Source organism: Paucibacter sp. M5-1 (genome assembly GCF_027498415.2).
GTDB lineage: Bacteria > Pseudomonadota > Gammaproteobacteria > Burkholderiales > Burkholderiaceae_C > Roseateles_E.
In genome coordinates, this window is the sequence record NZ_JAPZLM020000001.1 from 3,010,140 (window position 1) to 3,028,234 (window position 18,095).

Below are 18,095 nucleotides of genomic sequence, written 5' to 3' on the forward strand. Positions count from 1 at the left end.
GCAAGAGGGAAGGTGGAAGATATGGCGATGACTCGAGGAGACCGTGATCGGCAAGCGCTGCAGCAAACGATGAAGGCCATCATTGCTGAGTCCAAGCGCAGTTCTGCAAAGGCAGCTCAGGCGACTCTGCCAGGGCTGGAGGCGCCATCGCGCGCTCGAGCCAAACCGCAGACTGCGGATGCCGATCTGCCGGAACGCATCGCCGAGCTCGTCTATTCGATCTCCCCTCAACGCCGCCTATCCGAGCTTGTGCTGGCCCCGGACGTCGTCGAGGCCGTCAAGGAGTTCATCGACGAGTACTCCCAGTCAGCCCTGCTGCGCTCGCACTCCTTGGAGCCGCGTCACACGGTCCTGCTGCTCGGCCCCCCCGGCAACGGCAAGACAAGCCTGGCAGAGGCGCTGGCGACGGAGTTGTCGCTGCCCATGCTCTCACTGCGCTATGACGCCATAGTAGACAGCTTCCTAGGCGAGACATCCAACCGCCTTCGTCGGCTGATCGAGTACGCCACCCAGAATCCCTGCGTCCTGTTCTTCGACGAGTTCGAAGCCGTCGGTAAGGAGCGCAGTGATGCGCAGGAAACGGGCGAAATCAAGCGCGTGGTGTCGTCACTGCTCGTGCAGATGGACCGCCTGCCCAGCCACACGGTGATCGTGTGCGCCACGAACCACCCCGAACTGCTTGATCGCGCGGTGTGGCGCCGGTTCGAGCTAAAACTCGAGATCGGCAAACCAGGCCCTGCGCAGCTCATGGACTGGTTCAAAACCTTTGCAGCCAGCCTGAAGGGGCCTGCAGGCATCACCGCGAAGCAGTTCGCCGACTACATGAAGGGTGAGAGCATGGCCGCCGTCGAGGCCTTCACGCTGGATGTGCGCCGAAAGGTAGTGTTATCACGGGGCAAGTTGAGCCCTGCCGACGCCATTAACCTCGTCATGAAGCGGGGTAATATTCTTGCATCAGTAACAATCGGTAGGGAGCAAGCGATTGGCAACGGAACACCCAATAGTCCGGCTAAAGCGCGTAAAAACAACCGGAGAGCGGATCAAGGCTAAGCGGCCACCCTGGCACCCTTCGAGAATCCCTTACAGCCGGCAGGCTCAGCGCCTGGGCGGCTTCTTCGTCAAGGCAGAGCAGAGCCTTGCGACGTACGCAGCGGACGTGACCGTCGCGGAAGACCCGAGAGCCGTCGTTCCGGAACGGTGCCTCGTATTCGAGCTCGTGGACGACGTCCCACTGTTCAATCTTGCCGCCAAGGCCCTCGGCCTGGAGTGGCTGGCCACGGAAGAAGTGGTTACCGACGCGACGCTGGAACAGGACGAGGACGAGTCGGAAGACGGCGAAGACAAGAAGCGCCCTACCGAGGATATGCCCGCTAAGCGCCTGTACCTCACGATGCCCACGGAGCGTGCACTGCAGCAGCTCCTCGCGCGCTGGAAGCGCTATGAAAAGGGCGTAGAACCGCGGGATAAAGGCGAGCGGGAACTCTGGAAGCTGTTCGGCTATCTCCACAACCTTCACGTCTGGTCCATCGAGGACCGCTTGGACCCGTCGATGGTTCGCTATGTCGAGACCATGCTCGAGGACAAGAAGCAGAAAGGTGTCCTCGTCGAGCTCGACCTGTGGTACCGGGACGAAGGCGAGCGACGCGACGAGTCCATGGAGACCCTGCAGGCGATGCTGGAGGAGGTTGGCGGCGAGCTGCTCGATTCGGTCGACATCGAGGAGATCCGCTATCAAGGCGCCCTGATCCGCGTCCCAGGCGATGTCGCCCGGCAACTTGCAGAAGGCCGGGGCGCACTGGCCAAGAACGACGACGTGATGACGATTCGGCCGCAATCGTCCTACGAGTCTCAGATCGAGCCCGGTGAAGCTGGCTCCAACGCCGCCTTGCCGGCGCCTTCGTTCGATCGTGACTGCATCGCGGTGCTGCTCGACGGCTACCCCATCGACCAGCACGTCCTGCTTGCAGACCGGCTGAGGCTCTTCGAGCTCGAGGTGAAGGGCACAAACTCGCCGGCAGCAGGCCGCCTCCACGGCACCGCCATGGCCTCGTTGATCGTCCACGGCGACCTGCAGTCACCGGCCACAGCGCCGCTAAATCGGCCGCTCGCGGTGTTGCCTGTCCTAGTGGCACCGGATCCGGCACGGCGCGAGACCACGCCAGCAGGAAAACTTCCGATCGGGGTCATCTATCGGGCGCTGACACAGATCATCCTAGCCCGGAAACATCCCGGCCACGTTCTGAGCAAAGTCGTCGTCATCAACCATTCGATCTGCGACGACTTCGCACCGTTTGTGCGCCGGCCGTCGCCATGGGCGACGTTGCTGGATTACTTCAGCCACGAGCACAAGCTGCTGTTCGTCGTCAGCGCCGGCAACATTTTCTCGTCCTTCCCGCTCAGCGAGTACAAGGATCTTGCGGCCTACAACGGCGCAACGGAAGACGATCGAGAAGCCGCAATGCTGATCGCCGTCGAGATGGCCAAGGGCACACGCAGCATCCTCAGCCCTGCGGAAGGTATCAACGTGTTGACCGTGGGGGCGGCACACGCAGACGACGCGCACCTCAGTCATGCTGCGCCGCCGGATCCTTACCCCAGCTACGCCATGTGCAACTTGGCCTCGGGGCTGGGTCTCGGCGTCAACCGGAGCGTGAAGCCGGACGTCCTGGAGAAGGGCGGCCGCTTCGTAGCCGGCGTTGCCAACGGGAAGAACGGCATCGACGTTCACCCCAAGGCAAGCACGCACTACGGCCAGGAAGTCGCTGCGCCTTCCAAAACGGGTCAATTGGATCGGCGCATGCGGACAGCCGGTACCAGCAATGCCGCCGCCCTGGTCACTCGGGCGGCACACTTCGTTGCGGATGCGCTGGATGAGGTCTTCGAAGCGGACAAGCTCGACTGGCACAAGCTGGACACGCGCGCGGTGATGCTGCGGACGATGCTTGCCCATGGCGCATCATGGGGAACGATCGGGGAGGTGCTCGGGAAGGCGTACCCTCCACGAAAGTCGTCCTTGCACATGGCGCGAAAGGACACGATCACCCGCTTCCTTGGGTACGGCCAGCTCGACGTGTCCCGCGTCGTCAGCGGCGGCTCCAACCGGATCACCCTTTTGGCCGAGGACAAGATTCACGCCGAGCAGCGGCACGAGTACGTCTTGCCCGTGCCACCCACCCTGCTCAATACCAAGGATCTGCGGAAGTGCACGATCACTCTGTCGTGGTCGTGCCCCACGATCCATACGACTTCAGACCATCGCGGAGTGACCCTGCGCCTCACTGACGCGGCCAAGACCACCAAGTTTTGGGAAGGCGTCAAGCGCAAATCCCAACCTAACGCCGCCACCGCCCATCGGGGCACGCTCGTTCACATGGTGCTGGAGGGCAATAACTTGGTCGAGAATGAGGAGGGGCGAATCGTGATCGGCGTGCAGGCAATGGCTAAGGTGGGCTTTGAAAAACTGGACGTGCCGTACGCACTCGCCATTACGCTTGAAGTCGGCCAACGCCAGCGCAGCCAGCTCTATGCAGAAGTCGAAGAGCAGGTCCGTGGCAAGGCCCGTACGCGTGTCAACACATAGGCCAGTTCGGAGATCGAGATCCCATGCCTGACTTCTATCGCGAAGACTCCCTCGGCTCGCATTCGCCGGAACAGATCGCAGCCTACCTCATCGAAATCGGTGACGAGGACGAAGCGCAATACTTCATCGGCGGCGCAGGCGGCCAGGCTGCAGGCTACTTCGACCGCTGCTATGCCCAGACGGGCATGGTCATCGGATTCATCCCTCCGGGCAACGGCGCCCAGGATGTCATCGGCATCTCGGCCGTACAAGCTGACGAGTCCTTGATCGGAAAGCGCATCAAGATGACCCTCGACAAGTTCTTCGTCGCCAACTATCCGGGCTCGGGCGTCCACACGATCCTGTGCGAGTTCGCCGGCAAGAACCAGGCTTTGGGCGAGACTGAGGAGCTGTCCTTCGCACTCCGATTCCAGGCGCGAGACAATTCGAGTCCGAGCATCGCAGGTGCACCCATCTTTATGGGACTGTACGTCGGCCCCGACGGGATCTCATTCAAAGGCCGCACCGTCAACGTAATGAACACTATAGATGATGCGGTGCTCGCGACGCTGGATTCTCCAGCCTTCAAGAGCGGCCTCACTCTGCTGCATACAGCACAGCCCGCCCTGAAGCCGCTCACCGTCTTAGCGACATCGTTAGTCACTAACGTCATCAAGCGTAAGTCCAACAAGCAAGTCCACGAGTTCGTTCTCGGCCTGGACTTCGCTGGCAGCGCCACCTCGGCGCGCTTGCGCCATGGTTCCTATGTCGTCGTCCAGACCGATGACGCCAACGGCTGGGATTGGAGCAAGTACAAGTGGAACGCCGACGGCATGGCGCTCCACCCGGTGGGTGATCCCGCGAACACGCCGGACTTCAACTACATGGTGTTCGGCGTCTCTCCGTTCTCTGATGCTGCGCCATTGCCGGCAAAGGCGTCCAGCCGCGCCAAGTAGAAGTTCCTCCTGCACACATGTGGCGACACTGCTGGAGCCCTGCAATTAGACGGCTGACTCCTTCTCTACAGATCAGCATTCCTTGAAGTTTCCGGGCAGCAGTTGATACAGAGAACTCGGCAGACAGGCATCCAAATGCAGGCGCCCCGCCTATCCTGCACTAGGTGTCTCTTGTGAAACGTTGATTCGGGCTCAGAGGCGTTTTCCCGCCGCAAAGACGACGCATAGCCGCCCCCTAGGCACCCGCAAGGCGACCGAGCCGACGGGAACCGAGAGCCTATCCGCCGCAAAGCCGACGCCCTCGCCGCTGACCCGCCTCACAGCGGACGTACAGCCGCCGCAAAGCCGCTGATTAATCGTAAAAATCAGCACGCGAGCGCATCCCACCCGCGCCTAAGTTTGTTGCACCACCCTCGCGAGCCCTGCCGTGGAACTGCAACCCAAACGCCCGCCCGGTCGCACCGACCGTAAAGCCGCCCGCTACAGCGCCGACATCGCCCGGCTTCGCGGCGCTGGCTACACCTACGAGGCGATCCGGGAAGCGCTGGCCGATGTCGGCGTCTTGGTGAGCACCAGCGCCCTGCGCCGCGAGGTGCGCCGGCTGCGGCAACGCCCACCCCAGATCCCCGCGCCTCCGCAGCGCACGCCGGTGGCGCACGCCGACGCGGTGCCCTCGCCTTCTTCGCCCTCGCCATCAGCGGCCGGCTCGCCCCTGCGGCCTTCTCAGGTGGCACCACTCCCACGCGCACCGCCTGGGACCCCGCCGCCAGATGAAGGCATGCCGGCCGCACCGCTCGTCGAGCACACCCGCGCCGCCGCCGAAGCCTTCTTCACCGCCCACCCCAGCCGCCTGCTGCATCCCCACAAGGACATCCCATGAAACTCGCTGTCATCAACTTCTCGGGCAACGTCGGCAAGAGCACCGTCGCCCGCCACCTTCTGGCCGCACGCATCCCCGGCTGCCAGCTCATCGCCGTCGAGAGCATCAACGCCCAGGACAGCCCCTCGATCACGATCCGGGGCCGTCAGTTCGCCCAACTGCAGGACGCCCTGCTGACGGTGCCCGACCTGGTCGTCGATGTCGGCGCCAGCAATGTCGAGGAGCTGCTGGGCGTGATGCGCCGCTACCACGGCAGCCACACCGACTTCGACGCCTTCATCGTGCCCACGGTGCCCGACCGCAAACAGCAACAGGACACCGCCGCGACGCTGGCGGAGCTGGCCCGCATCGGCGTGCCCCCTGAGCGGCTGCGGCTGGTTTTCAACCGGCTGGAGGACGATGAGCCGGTCGAGCGCGTCTTCGAGACCCTGCTCGCCTACTGCGCCGCCTCAGGTGTCGTGCAGCCACGCCTGGCCGCCTGCCTGCCCTACAACGAGGTGTATGCGCGGGTGCGGGGCACCGACTGCTCCCTGATCGAGCTGGCCGCCGACCCCACCGACTACAAGGCCGCGATCGTCAGTGCCGACAGCACGGCCGAGCAAATGGCCCTGGTGCAAAAGCTCGCCACCCAGCGACTCGCCCAGGGCGTCGTCCCGGAGCTTGACGCCTGCTTCGCTGCGCTGGAACTCGTGGAGTTGGGCCAACAGGCACCCAGCGACCAGGTAGATCTGTTCGCCTCTCGCCGGCCTCGCTCGGACGCCGCGTCCGCTGCAACAAGACGGAGGGCTTGATGAGTACGTCCACCGCCCGCGAGGCGCTGATCATCGAGGCCATTGGCGAGGTGGCTCGGCTGATCAACCAGGTCGAAGCCTTGGCACCGGAGATGCTGAAGACCGGCCATGCCTTGCGCAAAAGCGACGCCCAGCTGCACCAGACCCTGGCCGGCTTCGAAGCCCGTTTGGCCGCCATCTCGGAGCGCGCCAAGAACCAGGCCGTGCAGGATCTGCAGACCCACTTGCAAGCCTCCTCGAGGCAGGTGGGGGTACAGCTGTACGGAGCCCTGGCTGCGGCGGCGCAGCAGGCCTTCCAGGGCCAGATCGGCGCCACCGTGAAGGAGCAGCAGGTCGTCCTGCAAGACCTGCAGGCCCTCCTCCAAGGGCTGACCCAGCAGCGCGCCGAGCGCTGGATCCCCTGGGCAACGCATGCGTCGGTCGCCGGCCTGGCTTCCATGCTCACGCTCCTGGTGCAATGGCTGGGGCGCTGAATGCCCCGGCGACTCTGCGGCCGGCGTCACACGCACGCAGGCATGGCGCGCCGGTCGAGCCGTGGCGATCAGCACCCAGGCGGCCCGGCTTCGGGCGTGGCGGGTGCCAGGGGTGCCGATCTGGCAAGCCAGTTCGGCAAGCGGGCCCTTGCCGCGCCAGCGGGAAGGATGAGGCCCGCGCTCCCCTGGCACGGGGACGGGCCGCCTGGACTACCTCGGCAGCAACTCCAGTCGATCCGGAAGTTCTCGAACCCGCAAGTCGTGCAATTTGGCCACCGCCTGCGCAAAGCCAGCACTGTCGCCGGTCTTGAACAGGCCGCTGATCCGCAGCGCCGCCAGGCTGGGGTCCCCCACGATGGGCATCGCACTGTAGCGGTTCATCTCGTCCAGCGCCTCCGGCAGCGACGCGTTGTCGAAGACCGCTTCGCCGCGCTTCCAGGCCAGCACCTGGTCCATGCGCGGCCGATCACGCTGCGGCTGTGCGGGTGCAGCCGTGACGCCGCCACTCGTGCCTTGATCGCCTCGCACGCGCAGCCGCTCGCCGGCCGCCATCACGATGGGCGGCACGATCTTGGCGGCTGCAACGCGTCTCTCGGCCTCGCGCACCACCACCTGGCCTTCTACCAGCGTGACGTCAAGCGCCTCATGCGCACCTGCACCTGGCGGTGTCAGCCGCACCACGAAGGCCGTCCCGGTGGCGGTGACTTCCGTACCGGCGGCCTGCACGACAAAGGGTCGGCTCGCATCCTTGGCCACCTCGAAGAACGCCTCTCCGCCTTCCACGCGCACGCGGCGCTGGGTCTGGTCGAGTTCCACCTTCACCCGGGTCGAGGTGTTCAACGACATCCGGGTCCCATCCTTCAGGATCACCAAGCGCTGCTCGCCGATGCCGGTGTCGTAGCTATCGATGTCGCGCCAGGGCTGGCCCACCAGCACACCGACCACGAGGGCCGTCGCTGTGAGCGACAGGGCAAGCGCCCCGGGGCGCGGCCAGGCCCAGCCCCTGGTGCCGGCATGCGCGGGGCTGGCGCCCTGCCCTTCCCCACCCCGGCCCTCAGGCATGCTGGCAGCCGCTGCCCGGGCAACAGCGACCCGGTCGACGCCCGCAGCCTCCATCCACAGATCCGTACCGCGCTCGAAGGCCAGCCGGTGCGCTGCTGAGCGCGCCTGCCAGGCTCGGCATTTGCGTTCCATGTAATTTGATCGATCCGGCCCGTGCAGCCGCGCGATCCAGACCGCCGCCTCGGCCGCGATCTCTCGCGTCACAACGGGCTCGGCCCCCTGTCCTTCGTTCTGCCCGTCCCGCCCCTCTGCGCCATTCACGTTCGCCAGTCCTGCATCCCGGTGATGAGCTGCATCGTAGCCTTGGCGATGTGCTTCTCCACCGTGCTGATGCTCAAGCCGTGCTGATCAGCGATCTCCCGGTAGGTCAGACCGTCCAGGCGGTGGGCCAGGAAGATGTCCCGGCTTTTCTCGGTCAGGCGCCCCAAGCAATAGTGCAGCCGCGCCAGGCGTTCACGCCCCAGCACCACGGCCTCGACGCTCGGTGCCGTGTCGGCCAGCACGACTTCCTCAGCCAGCACCTCCTCGCCGTGATGGACCCGCATGCGGTGCGCATCGATCGACAGGTTCAACGCAATGCGCATCATGAAGGGTTCGGGATCGATCACCGCCTCCCGCTCTCGCTCGTAGCAGGCCAGCCGCACCCAGGCTTCCTGGACGATGTCTTCGGAATCCTGAGTCGAGCTGCCGCGCCGCCGCAGGGCGCTTCGGACGCGTGCGAAGACCGGGGGTAGATGCTTCTTCATGGTGAACCCTCCCAGGGTCAAAGGCCGGGCTCCACAAAGCCGGCCGAACTAGAACCGACAAGGCGCAACCGAGGCCGCACCACCTTCGACAGCTTGGAGAACTTGAGCCGCTGCTCTTCCCGAGACAGGGTCTGGGCGACGAACGACACCGCAGACGCGAGATCAGCAAAGGGACCATGGCGAGCCACGGCCCGGCGCAAGGCATGGCCTAACTGCTCCATGTAATCGTCGCCCGCGCGCACCAAGGCTCGGCGATGCGGACGAAGCGCATAGAACGGCCGAAGTCCATCAAGTACCTCGGACCAGTCTGGTGACAACACCGCCGCCCTGCCAAACACAGAGCCAGCCAGCAGGCGCTCCAGTGCGATGCGCGCCGCACGAACGCCCGAAGCTTCGCGGACGGCACGCCGAGCATCGGCGCGGAGCACGCCGACATCAGAAGCAACAGGCGCATACCTCTGACCCAGAACCTGCTGAAAGGTTGGCAGCACCTTCGCCCCAGAGCACAGGGCGCAAGCATCAAGATCCGACACACACACCAGCGAGATCTTGTCGACACCCCGGGAGTCAAGGTCCGCCCAGACACCCCGCCAGAATTCCCGGCCCACAGCGGCCCCGGGCCAGGCGCCCAGCGCTTCCCAGTCGCCGTCCGGCAGCACGCCTACCGCCCAGGTCACCGTTAGGTCGCGCGAGGGTCCATTGACCGAGAGCACCTGGACCTGCCGCTCTTCGAAGTGAGTGCTGAAGTAATCCCCGCAAAGCGCCAGCAGGTGAGCCATCTTCAGCTGAGCGAGTGGGTCCATCTTCTCTTTCTGGAGGCCAGTCAGTTTGGTCATAGCGTCTCCCACAAGTCGATTGCTTCTTACCCGCCTCATGCACGAGACCGAGCCGCGTTGGCGACGATGTCGCGATGCTTCATGCAGAAGCAAGTCAAATTGTGACTCAAACGCGGCTGACTTAAAAGCATCAAAGCGAAAGACTTCGCCGATGCCCTCAACCAATGTCTCAAACGCTCACAAAAGGAGCGCGCGCGAACACCTCGCGGGCAACCTTGTCCTGATGCGTAGAGAGCGGGGTTGGTCCCAGGAAGATCTAGCCTTGGAAGCGGGGCTCCATCGCACGTTCGTTGCTCATGTTGAGCGCGGCGCACGGAACATTTCCCTAGACAACATTGAGAAGCTGGCCACCGTGCTTGGCGTCGAAACCTACTGCCTACTACGCCCGAGTCCGAGTACTGAGTAGCGCGCATCGGCGTCTAGGCCAGTTTCCATATGCCAAGCGCTATGCGTACGACTGTTCAAGGCTGGCTGCCGACGGTCGAAATCTGCCGCCGAATGTCGGTAAGCGGGCACATGGCAGTCATTGATTGCCTTCGCGAGTTGAGCTCTTGCTGTGTCCCTAAGTGCCGATCACCGCGCAGAGCTTGCGGCGCGACAGACCAAAACTGGGTCAGATTTCCGCTTGGCCTCTGTCTTTGAACATAAACAACTCTGGAGCACGACCGGCAACTTGGTCGCTGTTTGGATGAGAGTGCCAGAAGTCGAAGATGGACTGTTGAGTGCATGCCTCGATGTGAAGAAGCGACTTCGTCTCTTCCTCGTCAAACGGAGCAATTAGCCCAGCGGCGGTATCTGCGTCGCCGAGCACCATGTACTCGAAGCGCTTCCTATCCGCCTCTGGCACATTCAACACGCCGCCCGTGAACGGCGCGACCTTCCCTGGCTGCAGCCCTACCCGATAGATGTCGGGATTGCAGGCCTCGTAGTAGACGGCCTGCCCTCTAGCGGCATGCAGATATACGTGCTGCGAGGCAACCAAGCTCGCCGGCACCGAGATGGGCACAGTGGCCGTTCGGTCCAAAGTCGATTGGCGATACACCTTGAGAGAGATGGCCTCTTTTCTCGACGCCGCGTTCGTCTTCAAAAGACCGATAAAGCCAGTTGACGCCATTGCAATCTTGGCCAGGTCTTGCTCTGAGGTAATGCGTCGGAGGCCGGTGAAGTATGCGTAAGCGACGTTCTTCAGTTCGCGAGTGCCTTGCACGTTCCAGTTAGACCCGCGAAAGTGGCCAGAAGCCTGTATCGCCTCCGCAGCCTGGTCGGTGGTGTGATGAAAGATGTCTAGCCGGAAATCGCCGCTTGGTTCAAGTGAGCACGTTCCGTCAGCACTCCGCGCGAGGTCGCCCGGGGCGGAAATCATGCAACGGTACACCTGAGATGAATCGCTCAGAGATGCCACGAATCCGCCCGAGGTGAAGGTGACGTTCACCAAGGGGCCGCCGCTGACCTCGATGCCAATGTTGGCTGCTGCATAGCCCTCCCAAAACGACAGTTGTGGGGCATAGAAGAACTTGGGCTGAAACCAGCGCATCCCACCAAGGTCGGCCGCAAGCAGGTCCGGAACGAGCAATGACGTCCCTTCGGCATGGACAAGCTTTAACTTGATGAAACCGTCAATGACGTTGGGGCGCATCTCACGCCAGTGGTCAATGAACTCAGCTTCGGTCGGACTATTCAAGGTTGCTCCCTCTGTTGGGTGTTGTGTAGGCGGCCCCACGCACATCATCAAAGAGAAATGGGGCCAAGACGACCACCGCAGACTGCTGCCCGCGCTCCGATTCGGGGCGTGGGCGTGGGCGTGGGCGGTGAATAGTGGCGCCCGTGGTCGCCAAAACCCTCTTCCGCACAATCTAGGTGCTGTGTGTTGTGGTTGCCTACCGGGTCGGACTGGTCAAGGCTGGTCTAAGGCCGAATACTTGGTAGAAAGTCCTCGTACTTCTGAGGCAGCAGGGCAAATTCGCCCCAGGCCAAGCGCTCGGCACACAAACCGATTCCATTGACCCCAATCTTTCCCCAGAAGATAACGTACCGGCCCTTCGAATCGTTCGAGATACCCTTCTGTGCCTGCACACGATCTACGACTTTGACGTAGAAGTCTTTCACTGCCCCATTGCATGCAAGCTTGGTCATCCGTAGATGCGTTGGTCTAGCAACTTGCCCTGCAACAAATGAGTCCATGATCTGTCCGAAGTACAACGCCTCCGACTCAGTGTGTTCCACCACAGTCCGAACATCCCTGAGCGCGTCGATGAGGCGGACGGCCGACTTCGATCCTGGGAAGACAAAGTACCGGTACAGGTTGGCGTCAAAGCGCCGGCACAGGGCCTCAATCGTCGAAAGCTTCGATGGCAGCCGAAACGTCTGGCCCGAATGTCTCGAAATAGGCAAGTCAGACAGCGGCCCCGCAACGTCTTCTACTGGCGTTTGATCGTATGGTCCCGCAGGCACGATCGGCACGGCCGGTTCGTTCAAGAATGCAGAAATCACAACCAGTTCGTTGCTGGCTATCGCTTGCCTGGCTTCCTCTTCGGTGGTGAAGAGCATCCCTTCCGGCTTCGTGGATCGCAACTCACATGGAATAGGCGGGGACGTCGGAAAATGCGAAAAGCAAGCCTTGCGGCCATTGGAGAAGACCGCCTTCGCTTCTGGTGTCCGGACCAACGGCTGACGGCAACCTGGGCAGTACAACCGCCCCCGCATGTCACTGGAGTAGTCCTGAGGTGCAACGCTTTTTGCCGACTTCAAAAGATCGGTCCAAGGGCTTTGCTCCGCATCCCAGGTTGGATGGAAGTATGCGAACTTGATGCGACTTACAGTGGGCTCAGTCATATCGAGGAATTTGGTGGAATCGCAGCAGTATGGCTTGCTCATATTGCTGCCACGATTTCTAGCGCAGCTCCTATCCAAATGACCCGTGACGATTCACTGAATCGCCTTGGGCTCGACTGGCGGTAGCGTCTGCCGTTGCCTTCATCGACTTTGCTGCGGAGACCTACGCTCAGCGCGAATCGCTTCGCAGTCTCGGGACTCCCGGCAAAGCGGGCTGATCAGGGTCGCAAGCTCGTCGAGGCCACGCCGGCTTGACTAGCCCCCTCAGAACCCTGTCCCCATGGAATTACCTCAGCGATCCGATGCCTGAAGGCATTTGTAAACGTCATCACGCCGGTAGGCGCCCCAAACCTGCGCAATTCCAAGACCCTAGGAAGCATCTCATCCCAGCAGGCGACGATGGGCTGGAGGTACTCCAAAACGGTTGGATTGGTGAGTATTCCTCTGAGCATGAATCGATCATCGAACTGCCTAGACTCAGTCGTCGTCATCGTCCAGTACAGAGTAGCTGACAGGGCAGCCTTGCCACCAAGCATGACGAGCCCCTTTCGATCCATTTCGTGGCTACAAATCGCCCGCATCAGCTTGCTATCCAAGTTCTCGTGGATCTGAGGCAGGTTGATCTCCAGGCGAGTTAACGGATTCGGATGCGAGCCCTCAACAACCGCACTGGGTGCAAGGGGCTTAGCTCCGTTGAAGCGGAAAAACACGAGCGAGAGGCCGCACAACATGAGGTACACCAGTCCCGCTAAAACCTCTGTTCGAGCCTCAACGGGAACGAACGTCGGATCACTGACATGTCGGATCAGCTCGACAACGTAGAAGTTCATTGCCTCGAAGTCTGCTGCCAGTTCCGTGGCGTGCGAAACAACCGCCTCTCGGCCTACAAGAACGTCGTCACCAGACGCCTCGAAGTCCTGAATGTCTGCAGCAAGCCCGGGGCCTTCGGCAGTCGAGCCGAACTCTGCGCGGATGACCCCATGCTCTTGCATCAGATGACCAAGCTCATGGAAGAAAACCCAGGTGATGGCGGCGACGAAGATGTTCTTCACATGCTCGCCTTCCTCAAAACACGTCGGGAGTTTCTCCCGGTTGCCGTAGAAGTCGTAGAGCCTGTCAACGTCCGTACCTTCGGGGATGCTTCGCAAAAACTCGCACAGGCCTTCAGCGTCCCTCCAAACTTGCCGCACGAGCTCGTAATAAATAGTGATGCTGTGCCGAATGGGTGCGGCGGGATCAGCGGAAGAAGAAGCGTAGGCACCAAACTTCCTACCCTCACGCCAACCGATAGACAGCTCCCCGCCGAGCTTCGCGTAGATGCCATCGTTCAGCTCCCGAGTGAGGGTTCCTAGGACCTGCCCTGCCAGCTGATAAATCTCAAAATCTTCCATTCGGTGTCTCGTACTCGCCGTAGACAGTGGCGAAACCATCGTTGTACCTGCTTGGTCGCCGGCATCGTTCGACCCTGTCGTCAACTTTTGCTGTTGGCGCGCTCGCTAGCTCATTGAGATATGGCTTAGGAAAGGCGAGGCAGAGCCGGATGAAGTCCACTCGGATCATCGCCGTCCAGGCACGTGGCGCTAGCCTCAACTCCTCCTCTGGAATCAGCCCCGGGCCCAGGTGGATTCGTCGACGCTCGGATGACCGCTCAGCGCTCATGACAAGCCGGACGCACAGCGACCGCGACCGACGGCTCCCGCTGCATAGTGGTAGCCGATCATGGCAGCGAATCAGCGGCGGCACACCAGCTCTCCGATCACCGCTCGATATCAGGCCCCTGCCGGTCTCTCCGGATGACCGGCTCAACATCGCGTCCACGCGCATGCGCCGGCACCTCGCGCTCCCACTTTCGGCCGTGCTCCCTCGCGAAGGCCGATTCCCGAATGAAGCTGGTGATGCGCTCCGCCAGCTCGCGATCACTGGGCTGATCTGAGGCCATGAGCGCGGCCACGATGTGAACCCATGCCCGCAGCGCGCCCATGCGGCTGCGCTGGTACGCCCCGCCTGATTTCATTGGTTCGGGGGAACTGCGCAGCCGTCCAGCCTCCCGTGCCTTGCGTTGCCATAGGTGCTCGTAGCGGCGCCCCTCCCCTCGGGCGGCCTGGCGCGTGGCCTCAGCCTCGATCCCATAGCCGCGCAGCCGCTCCGCGAAGGTCTCGCGCCAGCGATGCAGATCGGGCTTGCGCGGATTCAGCCGCCGACCACCCATGGACTCGGCCCGCACGCTCAGATGAACGTGCGGGTTCTTCTGGTGCTCGTGCAGCACCATCACATAAAAGTGGTCCTTCAGCTCGATCTGGGCGAACTCCCGGGCGGCCATAAGGACGATCTGCGCATTGGTGCCGCGTGGCATCGACAGCATCAGGTTGAAAGCTTCCCTGCGCGGGCTGGTCGCCTCGATCAGGGAGCCGCCCAAGCGCCACTGCTCGGCCAGGTCGTGCAGCGCCTCCTTGTCCTGACGAACAACACCCCGTTCGTCCTCGAAGGCCAGCTGTCCGTTCTTGCTGATGTAGCGGAAGTGGGCTGCGATGGCGCCCATACCGCGCCCGCCACCGGTGACCTTGACCATGACCTGCGGCGCCCGCCGGGTCACGGTAGCCTCGATGCGCCGACGGATGACTGCAGCCTGGCGACGCCACAAGGTATTCAAGCGCGGCGGCTCCACCTTGACGATGCGGTTGCCGGGATAGAACAAGCGCTCGCCCCATTGCACCAGCACACCGTCGATCACCGAGGATGAGGTCGGGGGCGCCATGTCGTTCACTCTCCATCTGGCTTGCGAACCGACCGACGCCATGACGTTGGCATTGCCGCCATCTGGGGCGCGGCCGAGGCCAGGTACTGACCCACCTCTGCGGTCAGCCTTGCCACCAGAGTTTCGAGGCCCGCCAGCTCAGGGGACGAGGACTGTTCCAGTGCGCGCCCCAGGGTCTTCAAACCGCTGTTCAAGGCCGCCAGCTTCGCATTGGATCGCACCAGCGACGACACAAGCTCCCTAGGGCTGGCATGCAGAGGATCTTCCACTGACCGCGTATCCAGGAGCTGCGCGACATACATCCCCTGCGACAACTCGGCCGCTCGCGCTGCGCGGGCCAGCTTGGCCGCCCGATCGGCCGGCATGCGCAAGGTCACCTTGGCGAATGGGGCGTCTCCATGCTGCGCAACCGATACGGCCAGCGCCGTGTCCATCGCACCGAAAGCGTCAACAGACTGTGAGTCCAGCCACTCGCCAAGGACGGATCTGGCCAGCGCAGCCGCGCTCACGCGGCGCGAGCGTGCAATGGCGGTCAATGCCGGGCCATGCCGACGGAAATCGATGGTCAGCCGCTCGCGACGGCTGCTGCCGCTGCGTGATGCATGGGCGCGCGGCTGGCGGACGAAAGTGGCGGTTCTCATGACACAAGTTTGCGTCGGGTTCGGCGCTTGGCGCGCGCTGATTTTTGCTAAAAATCAGCGTGTGCGCAGCCCAGCAGTGACGAACCGATAAGCGCCAAACAGCTGCGCTCGAACTGAGAGCGTGGATCGGATCCGCGTGCCGACGGCCACCAGCGAAAACAATGCCAACCGGCATCCACACGCGCCGGGCGACTCAGTGCCGTGACTTCTCTGCGCGCGCCACACCTGCAGCATCAGCCTTGAGTCGCGCCTGACGCCTCACCTGGAAGCGATGCGTCTGCGCCGGCTGGACGGTTTTGCCGGCCGCCAAGTCGTCCAGCAGATCAGCCCACATCTGAACCATCTGACGGCGCTGCTCAAGATGCGTGGCGCGGTCATAGCTGCCACCAAGCTCCTCATCCGACACGTGGGCCAGATGGCGCTCGATCACCTCCCGATCCCAGCCCAGCAGTTCGCGGATCAGCGTCCGCGCGGTGGCCCGGAATCCGTGCCCCGTCATCTGCTCCTTCGTGTCGTACCCGAGATTGCGCAAGGCCGCGTTGATGGTGTTGTCGCTCATGTAGCGCGTCGCCTCCGTACGCTTCGCCATGCTGCGGAACACCGGACCGGTGGGTCCGGTCAGCGGCAAGAGATCGCGCAAGACTTCGAGCGCCTGCGTGGGCAAGGGCACCAGATGGGCAGGTGTGCGGGAATCGCGCTTCTGCCACTCCCGCATCTTCATCTTCTCGGGCGGGCAACGCCACAGCTTCCCTTCGAGGTCGATGTCCTCCCAATGCGCCAGGCGTAGCTGACCGGGACGCTGAAACAGCATCGGTGCCAGCCGCAAGGCGGCACGGGTAATGACGTTGCCCCGGTAGGCCGCGATATCGCGCAGCAGTCGCGCCAACTCGTCAGGATCGGTGATGGCCGCGTAGTGGCGACTGCGAGGTGCGGGAAGTCCCCCGGTGCGGCTGTTCACAAAGTTCCGGGCCGGTTCCAGCACGCCCAAGTCGACCGCGTACTGGTAGACGTGCACGACGGCCTCCCGCACCCGCTGCGCGGTCTCCAGGTGGCCACGATCCTTGATGCGGTGCAGGCACCGTACAAGCTCGGTCGGCGCGACCGTGTCCATGGCTCTGCTCCCAATCCACGGGAAGATGTGCAGCTCCAGATGCCGCGTCACCTTCTCGGCATACCCCGCCGACCATTGACGGTCTTTGTGAGCTTGGGCAATCCAGGCGCGTGCTGTCAGCTCGAAGGTATTGAGGCGCGCAAGGCGATTGCGTTCAGCCTCTTCGCGGCGCACCAGCCGAGGGTCCACGCCTGCTGCGCGCATCTCGGCTTCGGCCCGTGCCATTTTGCGGGCGGCGGCAAGCGGGAGGGCCGGATAGGGGCCGAGGCTGAGCTTGGCCTCCTTGCCCGCTTCCCTGTAACGGTAGACCCAGACCTTGCTGGTCGGGCGAATACGAAGGTAGAGGCCCTCGCCATCAGCGAGCAAGTATTCCTTGTCGCGAGGCTTAGCGGACTTGATCAGGAGGTCGTTGAGTTGCCCCATGGTGTACCCAAAACATGACTGCGGTTAGAAAAGCAGTCTGGGGTACTCGATGGGTACACGCAACGACGAGACGTGGAGGGATCGCTTGAGACTTCCTGAGCCGCCTTTTTCAGGCTAAGTCCTTGATGAGCAAGGGCTTTTAGCTTTCTTGGAATCTCTCGGGATCGACCGAAAAGAGGGGGATGGTGGCCTGGGGCGGAATCGAACCACCGACACGCGGATTTTCAATCCGCTGCTCTACCAACTGAGCTACCAGGCCATCTGTCTTGTTTCTCGCTTCATCGACAGGTCTGCCGAATCAGCGAAGACCGCGACTATAGCATAGAAATTACAGGCCGCCACCGCGCTTGTTGCGCGTCAGATCCACACCGAGCTGCTTGAGCTTGCGGTAGAGGTGGGTGCGCTCCAGGCCGGTCTTTTCGGCGACGCGGGTCATCGAGCCGCTTTCCTTGGCGAGATGGAACTCGAAATAGCTTTTCTCGAAGGCGTCGCGGGCCTCACGCAGCGGGCGGTCCAGCTCGAACACCTGCTCGGAGGCCAGGCCGCTGCTCGGCAGGCTGACCATAGGCGGGGCGCTGAGAGTGGGTGCCGTGTGGACGCTCGGGCTCAGCAGCTCGCTGCGGGCATAGCTGCTGGGCACGCCGACCACCGGCGCGGCGCGCGGCGCGGTCTTGACCAGGGCCTGCTCGACGGCGCGCAGCAGCTTCTGCAAGGTGATCGGTTTTTCGAGGAAGGCGATCGCGCCGACCTTGGTGGCTTCGACCGCCGTGTCTATCGTGCCGTGGCCGCTCATCATGATCACCGGCATCGACAGCTGTCCGGCACTGCCCCACTCCTTGAGCAGGGTGATGCCGTCGACATCGGGCATCCAGATGTCCAGCAGCACCAGATCGGGCCGCATCCGTTCGCGCACGGCGCGGGCCTGCGCGGCGTTCTCGGCGAGCTCGATCGTGTGACCTTCGTCGGTCAGGATTTCGGACAGCAGGGCTCGTATGCCCAGTTCGTCGTCAACTACAAGAATGGTTGCCAT

Annotated in this window: 17 protein-coding genes and 1 tRNA gene; 7 read left to right on the top strand and 11 right to left on the bottom strand. The window is 62.9% G+C overall.

Going from position 1 to position 18,095, the window contains the following annotated elements; genetic code table 11:
* The first annotated feature begins 69 nt into the window (after positions 1 to 69).
* From O5M90_RS14110 to O5M90_RS14135, 6 genes are all read left to right on the top strand, one after another.
* The gene (locus O5M90_RS14110; protein WP_440402113.1) at positions 70 to 1,050 is read left to right on the top strand and encodes an AAA family ATPase; all 981 of its coding nucleotides are present in this window, start codon (positions 70 to 72) and stop codon (positions 1,048 to 1,050) included.
* Complete coding sequence (locus O5M90_RS14115; protein WP_269839243.1) at positions 983 to 3,580, top strand: S8 family peptidase; 2,598 nt, start codon at positions 983 to 985, stop codon at positions 3,578 to 3,580. The genes O5M90_RS14110 and O5M90_RS14115 overlap by 68 nt, the downstream gene beginning before the upstream one ends.
* Before the next feature lie 23 nt (positions 3,581 to 3,603).
* Positions 3,604 to 4,515 carry a hypothetical protein gene (locus tag O5M90_RS14120; RefSeq protein WP_269839244.1) on the top strand — a complete coding sequence of 304 codons (912 nt, stop codon included), beginning with the start codon at positions 3,604 to 3,606 and terminating at the stop codon, positions 4,513 to 4,515.
* Positions 4,516 to 4,942: 427 nt separating this feature from the next.
* Positions 4,943 to 5,395, top strand: coding sequence for a hypothetical protein (locus tag O5M90_RS14125; protein WP_269839245.1), 453 nt, complete (start codon positions 4,943 to 4,945; stop codon positions 5,393 to 5,395).
* Positions 5,392 to 6,186, top strand: a complete 795-nt coding sequence (stbB, locus tag O5M90_RS14130) for a StbB family protein (RefSeq protein WP_269839246.1) — start codon at positions 5,392 to 5,394, stop codon at positions 6,184 to 6,186. The genes O5M90_RS14125 and stbB overlap by 4 nt, the downstream gene beginning before the upstream one ends.
* Positions 6,186 to 6,659 carry a hypothetical protein gene (locus O5M90_RS14135; protein WP_269839247.1) on the top strand — a complete coding sequence of 158 codons (474 nt, stop codon included), beginning with the start codon at positions 6,186 to 6,188 and terminating at the stop codon, positions 6,657 to 6,659. Before stbB ends, O5M90_RS14135 begins: the two co-directional genes overlap by 1 nt.
* 210 nt (positions 6,660 to 6,869) lie before the next feature.
* Here O5M90_RS14135 and O5M90_RS14140 read toward each other — a convergent pair whose 3' ends face one another.
* From O5M90_RS14140 to O5M90_RS14150, 3 genes are read right to left on the bottom strand one after another with little or no spacing between them, the layout of a single operon-like run.
* Positions 6,870 to 7,982: a FecR family protein gene (locus O5M90_RS14140; protein ID WP_269839248.1), complete on the bottom strand. Its 1,113-nt coding sequence runs from the start codon at positions 7,980 to 7,982 to the stop codon at positions 6,870 to 6,872.
* Positions 7,979 to 8,467 (bottom strand): RNA polymerase sigma factor, encoded by a 489-nt coding sequence (locus O5M90_RS14145; RefSeq protein ID WP_269839249.1) that lies wholly within the window; start codon positions 8,465 to 8,467, stop codon positions 7,979 to 7,981. The genes O5M90_RS14140 and O5M90_RS14145 overlap by 4 nt, the downstream gene beginning before the upstream one ends.
* Before the next feature lie 17 nt (positions 8,468 to 8,484).
* Positions 8,485 to 9,303, bottom strand: a complete 819-nt coding sequence (locus O5M90_RS14150; protein ID WP_269839250.1) for a transposase — start codon at positions 9,301 to 9,303, stop codon at positions 8,485 to 8,487.
* A gap of 151 nt (positions 9,304 to 9,454) precedes the next feature.
* Between O5M90_RS14150 and O5M90_RS14155 the strand changes: the two genes are divergently transcribed.
* Positions 9,455 to 9,709, top strand: coding sequence for a helix-turn-helix domain-containing protein (locus O5M90_RS14155; RefSeq protein ID WP_269839251.1), 255 nt, complete (start codon positions 9,455 to 9,457; stop codon positions 9,707 to 9,709).
* Between the two features lie 207 nt (positions 9,710 to 9,916).
* Here O5M90_RS14155 and O5M90_RS14160 read toward each other — a convergent pair whose 3' ends face one another.
* The 8 genes from O5M90_RS14160 to O5M90_RS14195 all read right to left on the bottom strand — a co-directional run bounded on the left by O5M90_RS14160 (position 9,917) and on the right by O5M90_RS14195 (position 18,095).
* Positions 9,917 to 10,984: a hypothetical protein gene (locus O5M90_RS14160; protein ID WP_269839252.1), complete on the bottom strand. Its 1,068-nt coding sequence runs from the start codon at positions 10,982 to 10,984 to the stop codon at positions 9,917 to 9,919.
* 224 nt (positions 10,985 to 11,208) lie between these two features.
* On the bottom strand, positions 11,209 to 12,177 hold the full coding sequence (locus tag O5M90_RS14165; protein WP_269839253.1) for a hypothetical protein: 969 nt from the start codon (positions 12,175 to 12,177) through the stop codon (positions 11,209 to 11,211).
* A 176-nt stretch (positions 12,178 to 12,353) separates the two neighbouring features.
* The gene (locus O5M90_RS14170; RefSeq protein ID WP_269839254.1) at positions 12,354 to 13,526 is read right to left on the bottom strand and encodes a hypothetical protein; all 1,173 of its coding nucleotides are present in this window, start codon (positions 13,524 to 13,526) and stop codon (positions 12,354 to 12,356) included.
* Between the two features lie 365 nt (positions 13,527 to 13,891).
* Positions 13,892 to 14,890: a relaxase/mobilization nuclease domain-containing protein gene (locus O5M90_RS14175; protein ID WP_269839255.1), complete on the bottom strand. Its 999-nt coding sequence runs from the start codon at positions 14,888 to 14,890 to the stop codon at positions 13,892 to 13,894.
* A gap of 5 nt (positions 14,891 to 14,895) precedes the next feature.
* Positions 14,896 to 15,531 (bottom strand): hypothetical protein, encoded by a 636-nt coding sequence (locus tag O5M90_RS14180; protein ID WP_269839256.1) that lies wholly within the window; start codon positions 15,529 to 15,531, stop codon positions 14,896 to 14,898.
* A 193-nt stretch (positions 15,532 to 15,724) separates the two neighbouring features.
* Positions 15,725 to 17,065: a tyrosine-type recombinase/integrase gene (locus O5M90_RS14185; protein ID WP_269839257.1), complete on the bottom strand. Its 1,341-nt coding sequence runs from the start codon at positions 17,063 to 17,065 to the stop codon at positions 15,725 to 15,727.
* Between the two features lie 183 nt (positions 17,066 to 17,248).
* Positions 17,249 to 17,324 (bottom strand) — tRNA-Phe (locus tag O5M90_RS14190).
* 69 nt (positions 17,325 to 17,393) lie between these two features.
* Entirely contained in the window at positions 17,394 to 18,095 is a 702-nt protein-coding gene (locus O5M90_RS14195; RefSeq protein ID WP_269839258.1) for a response regulator, read from the bottom strand.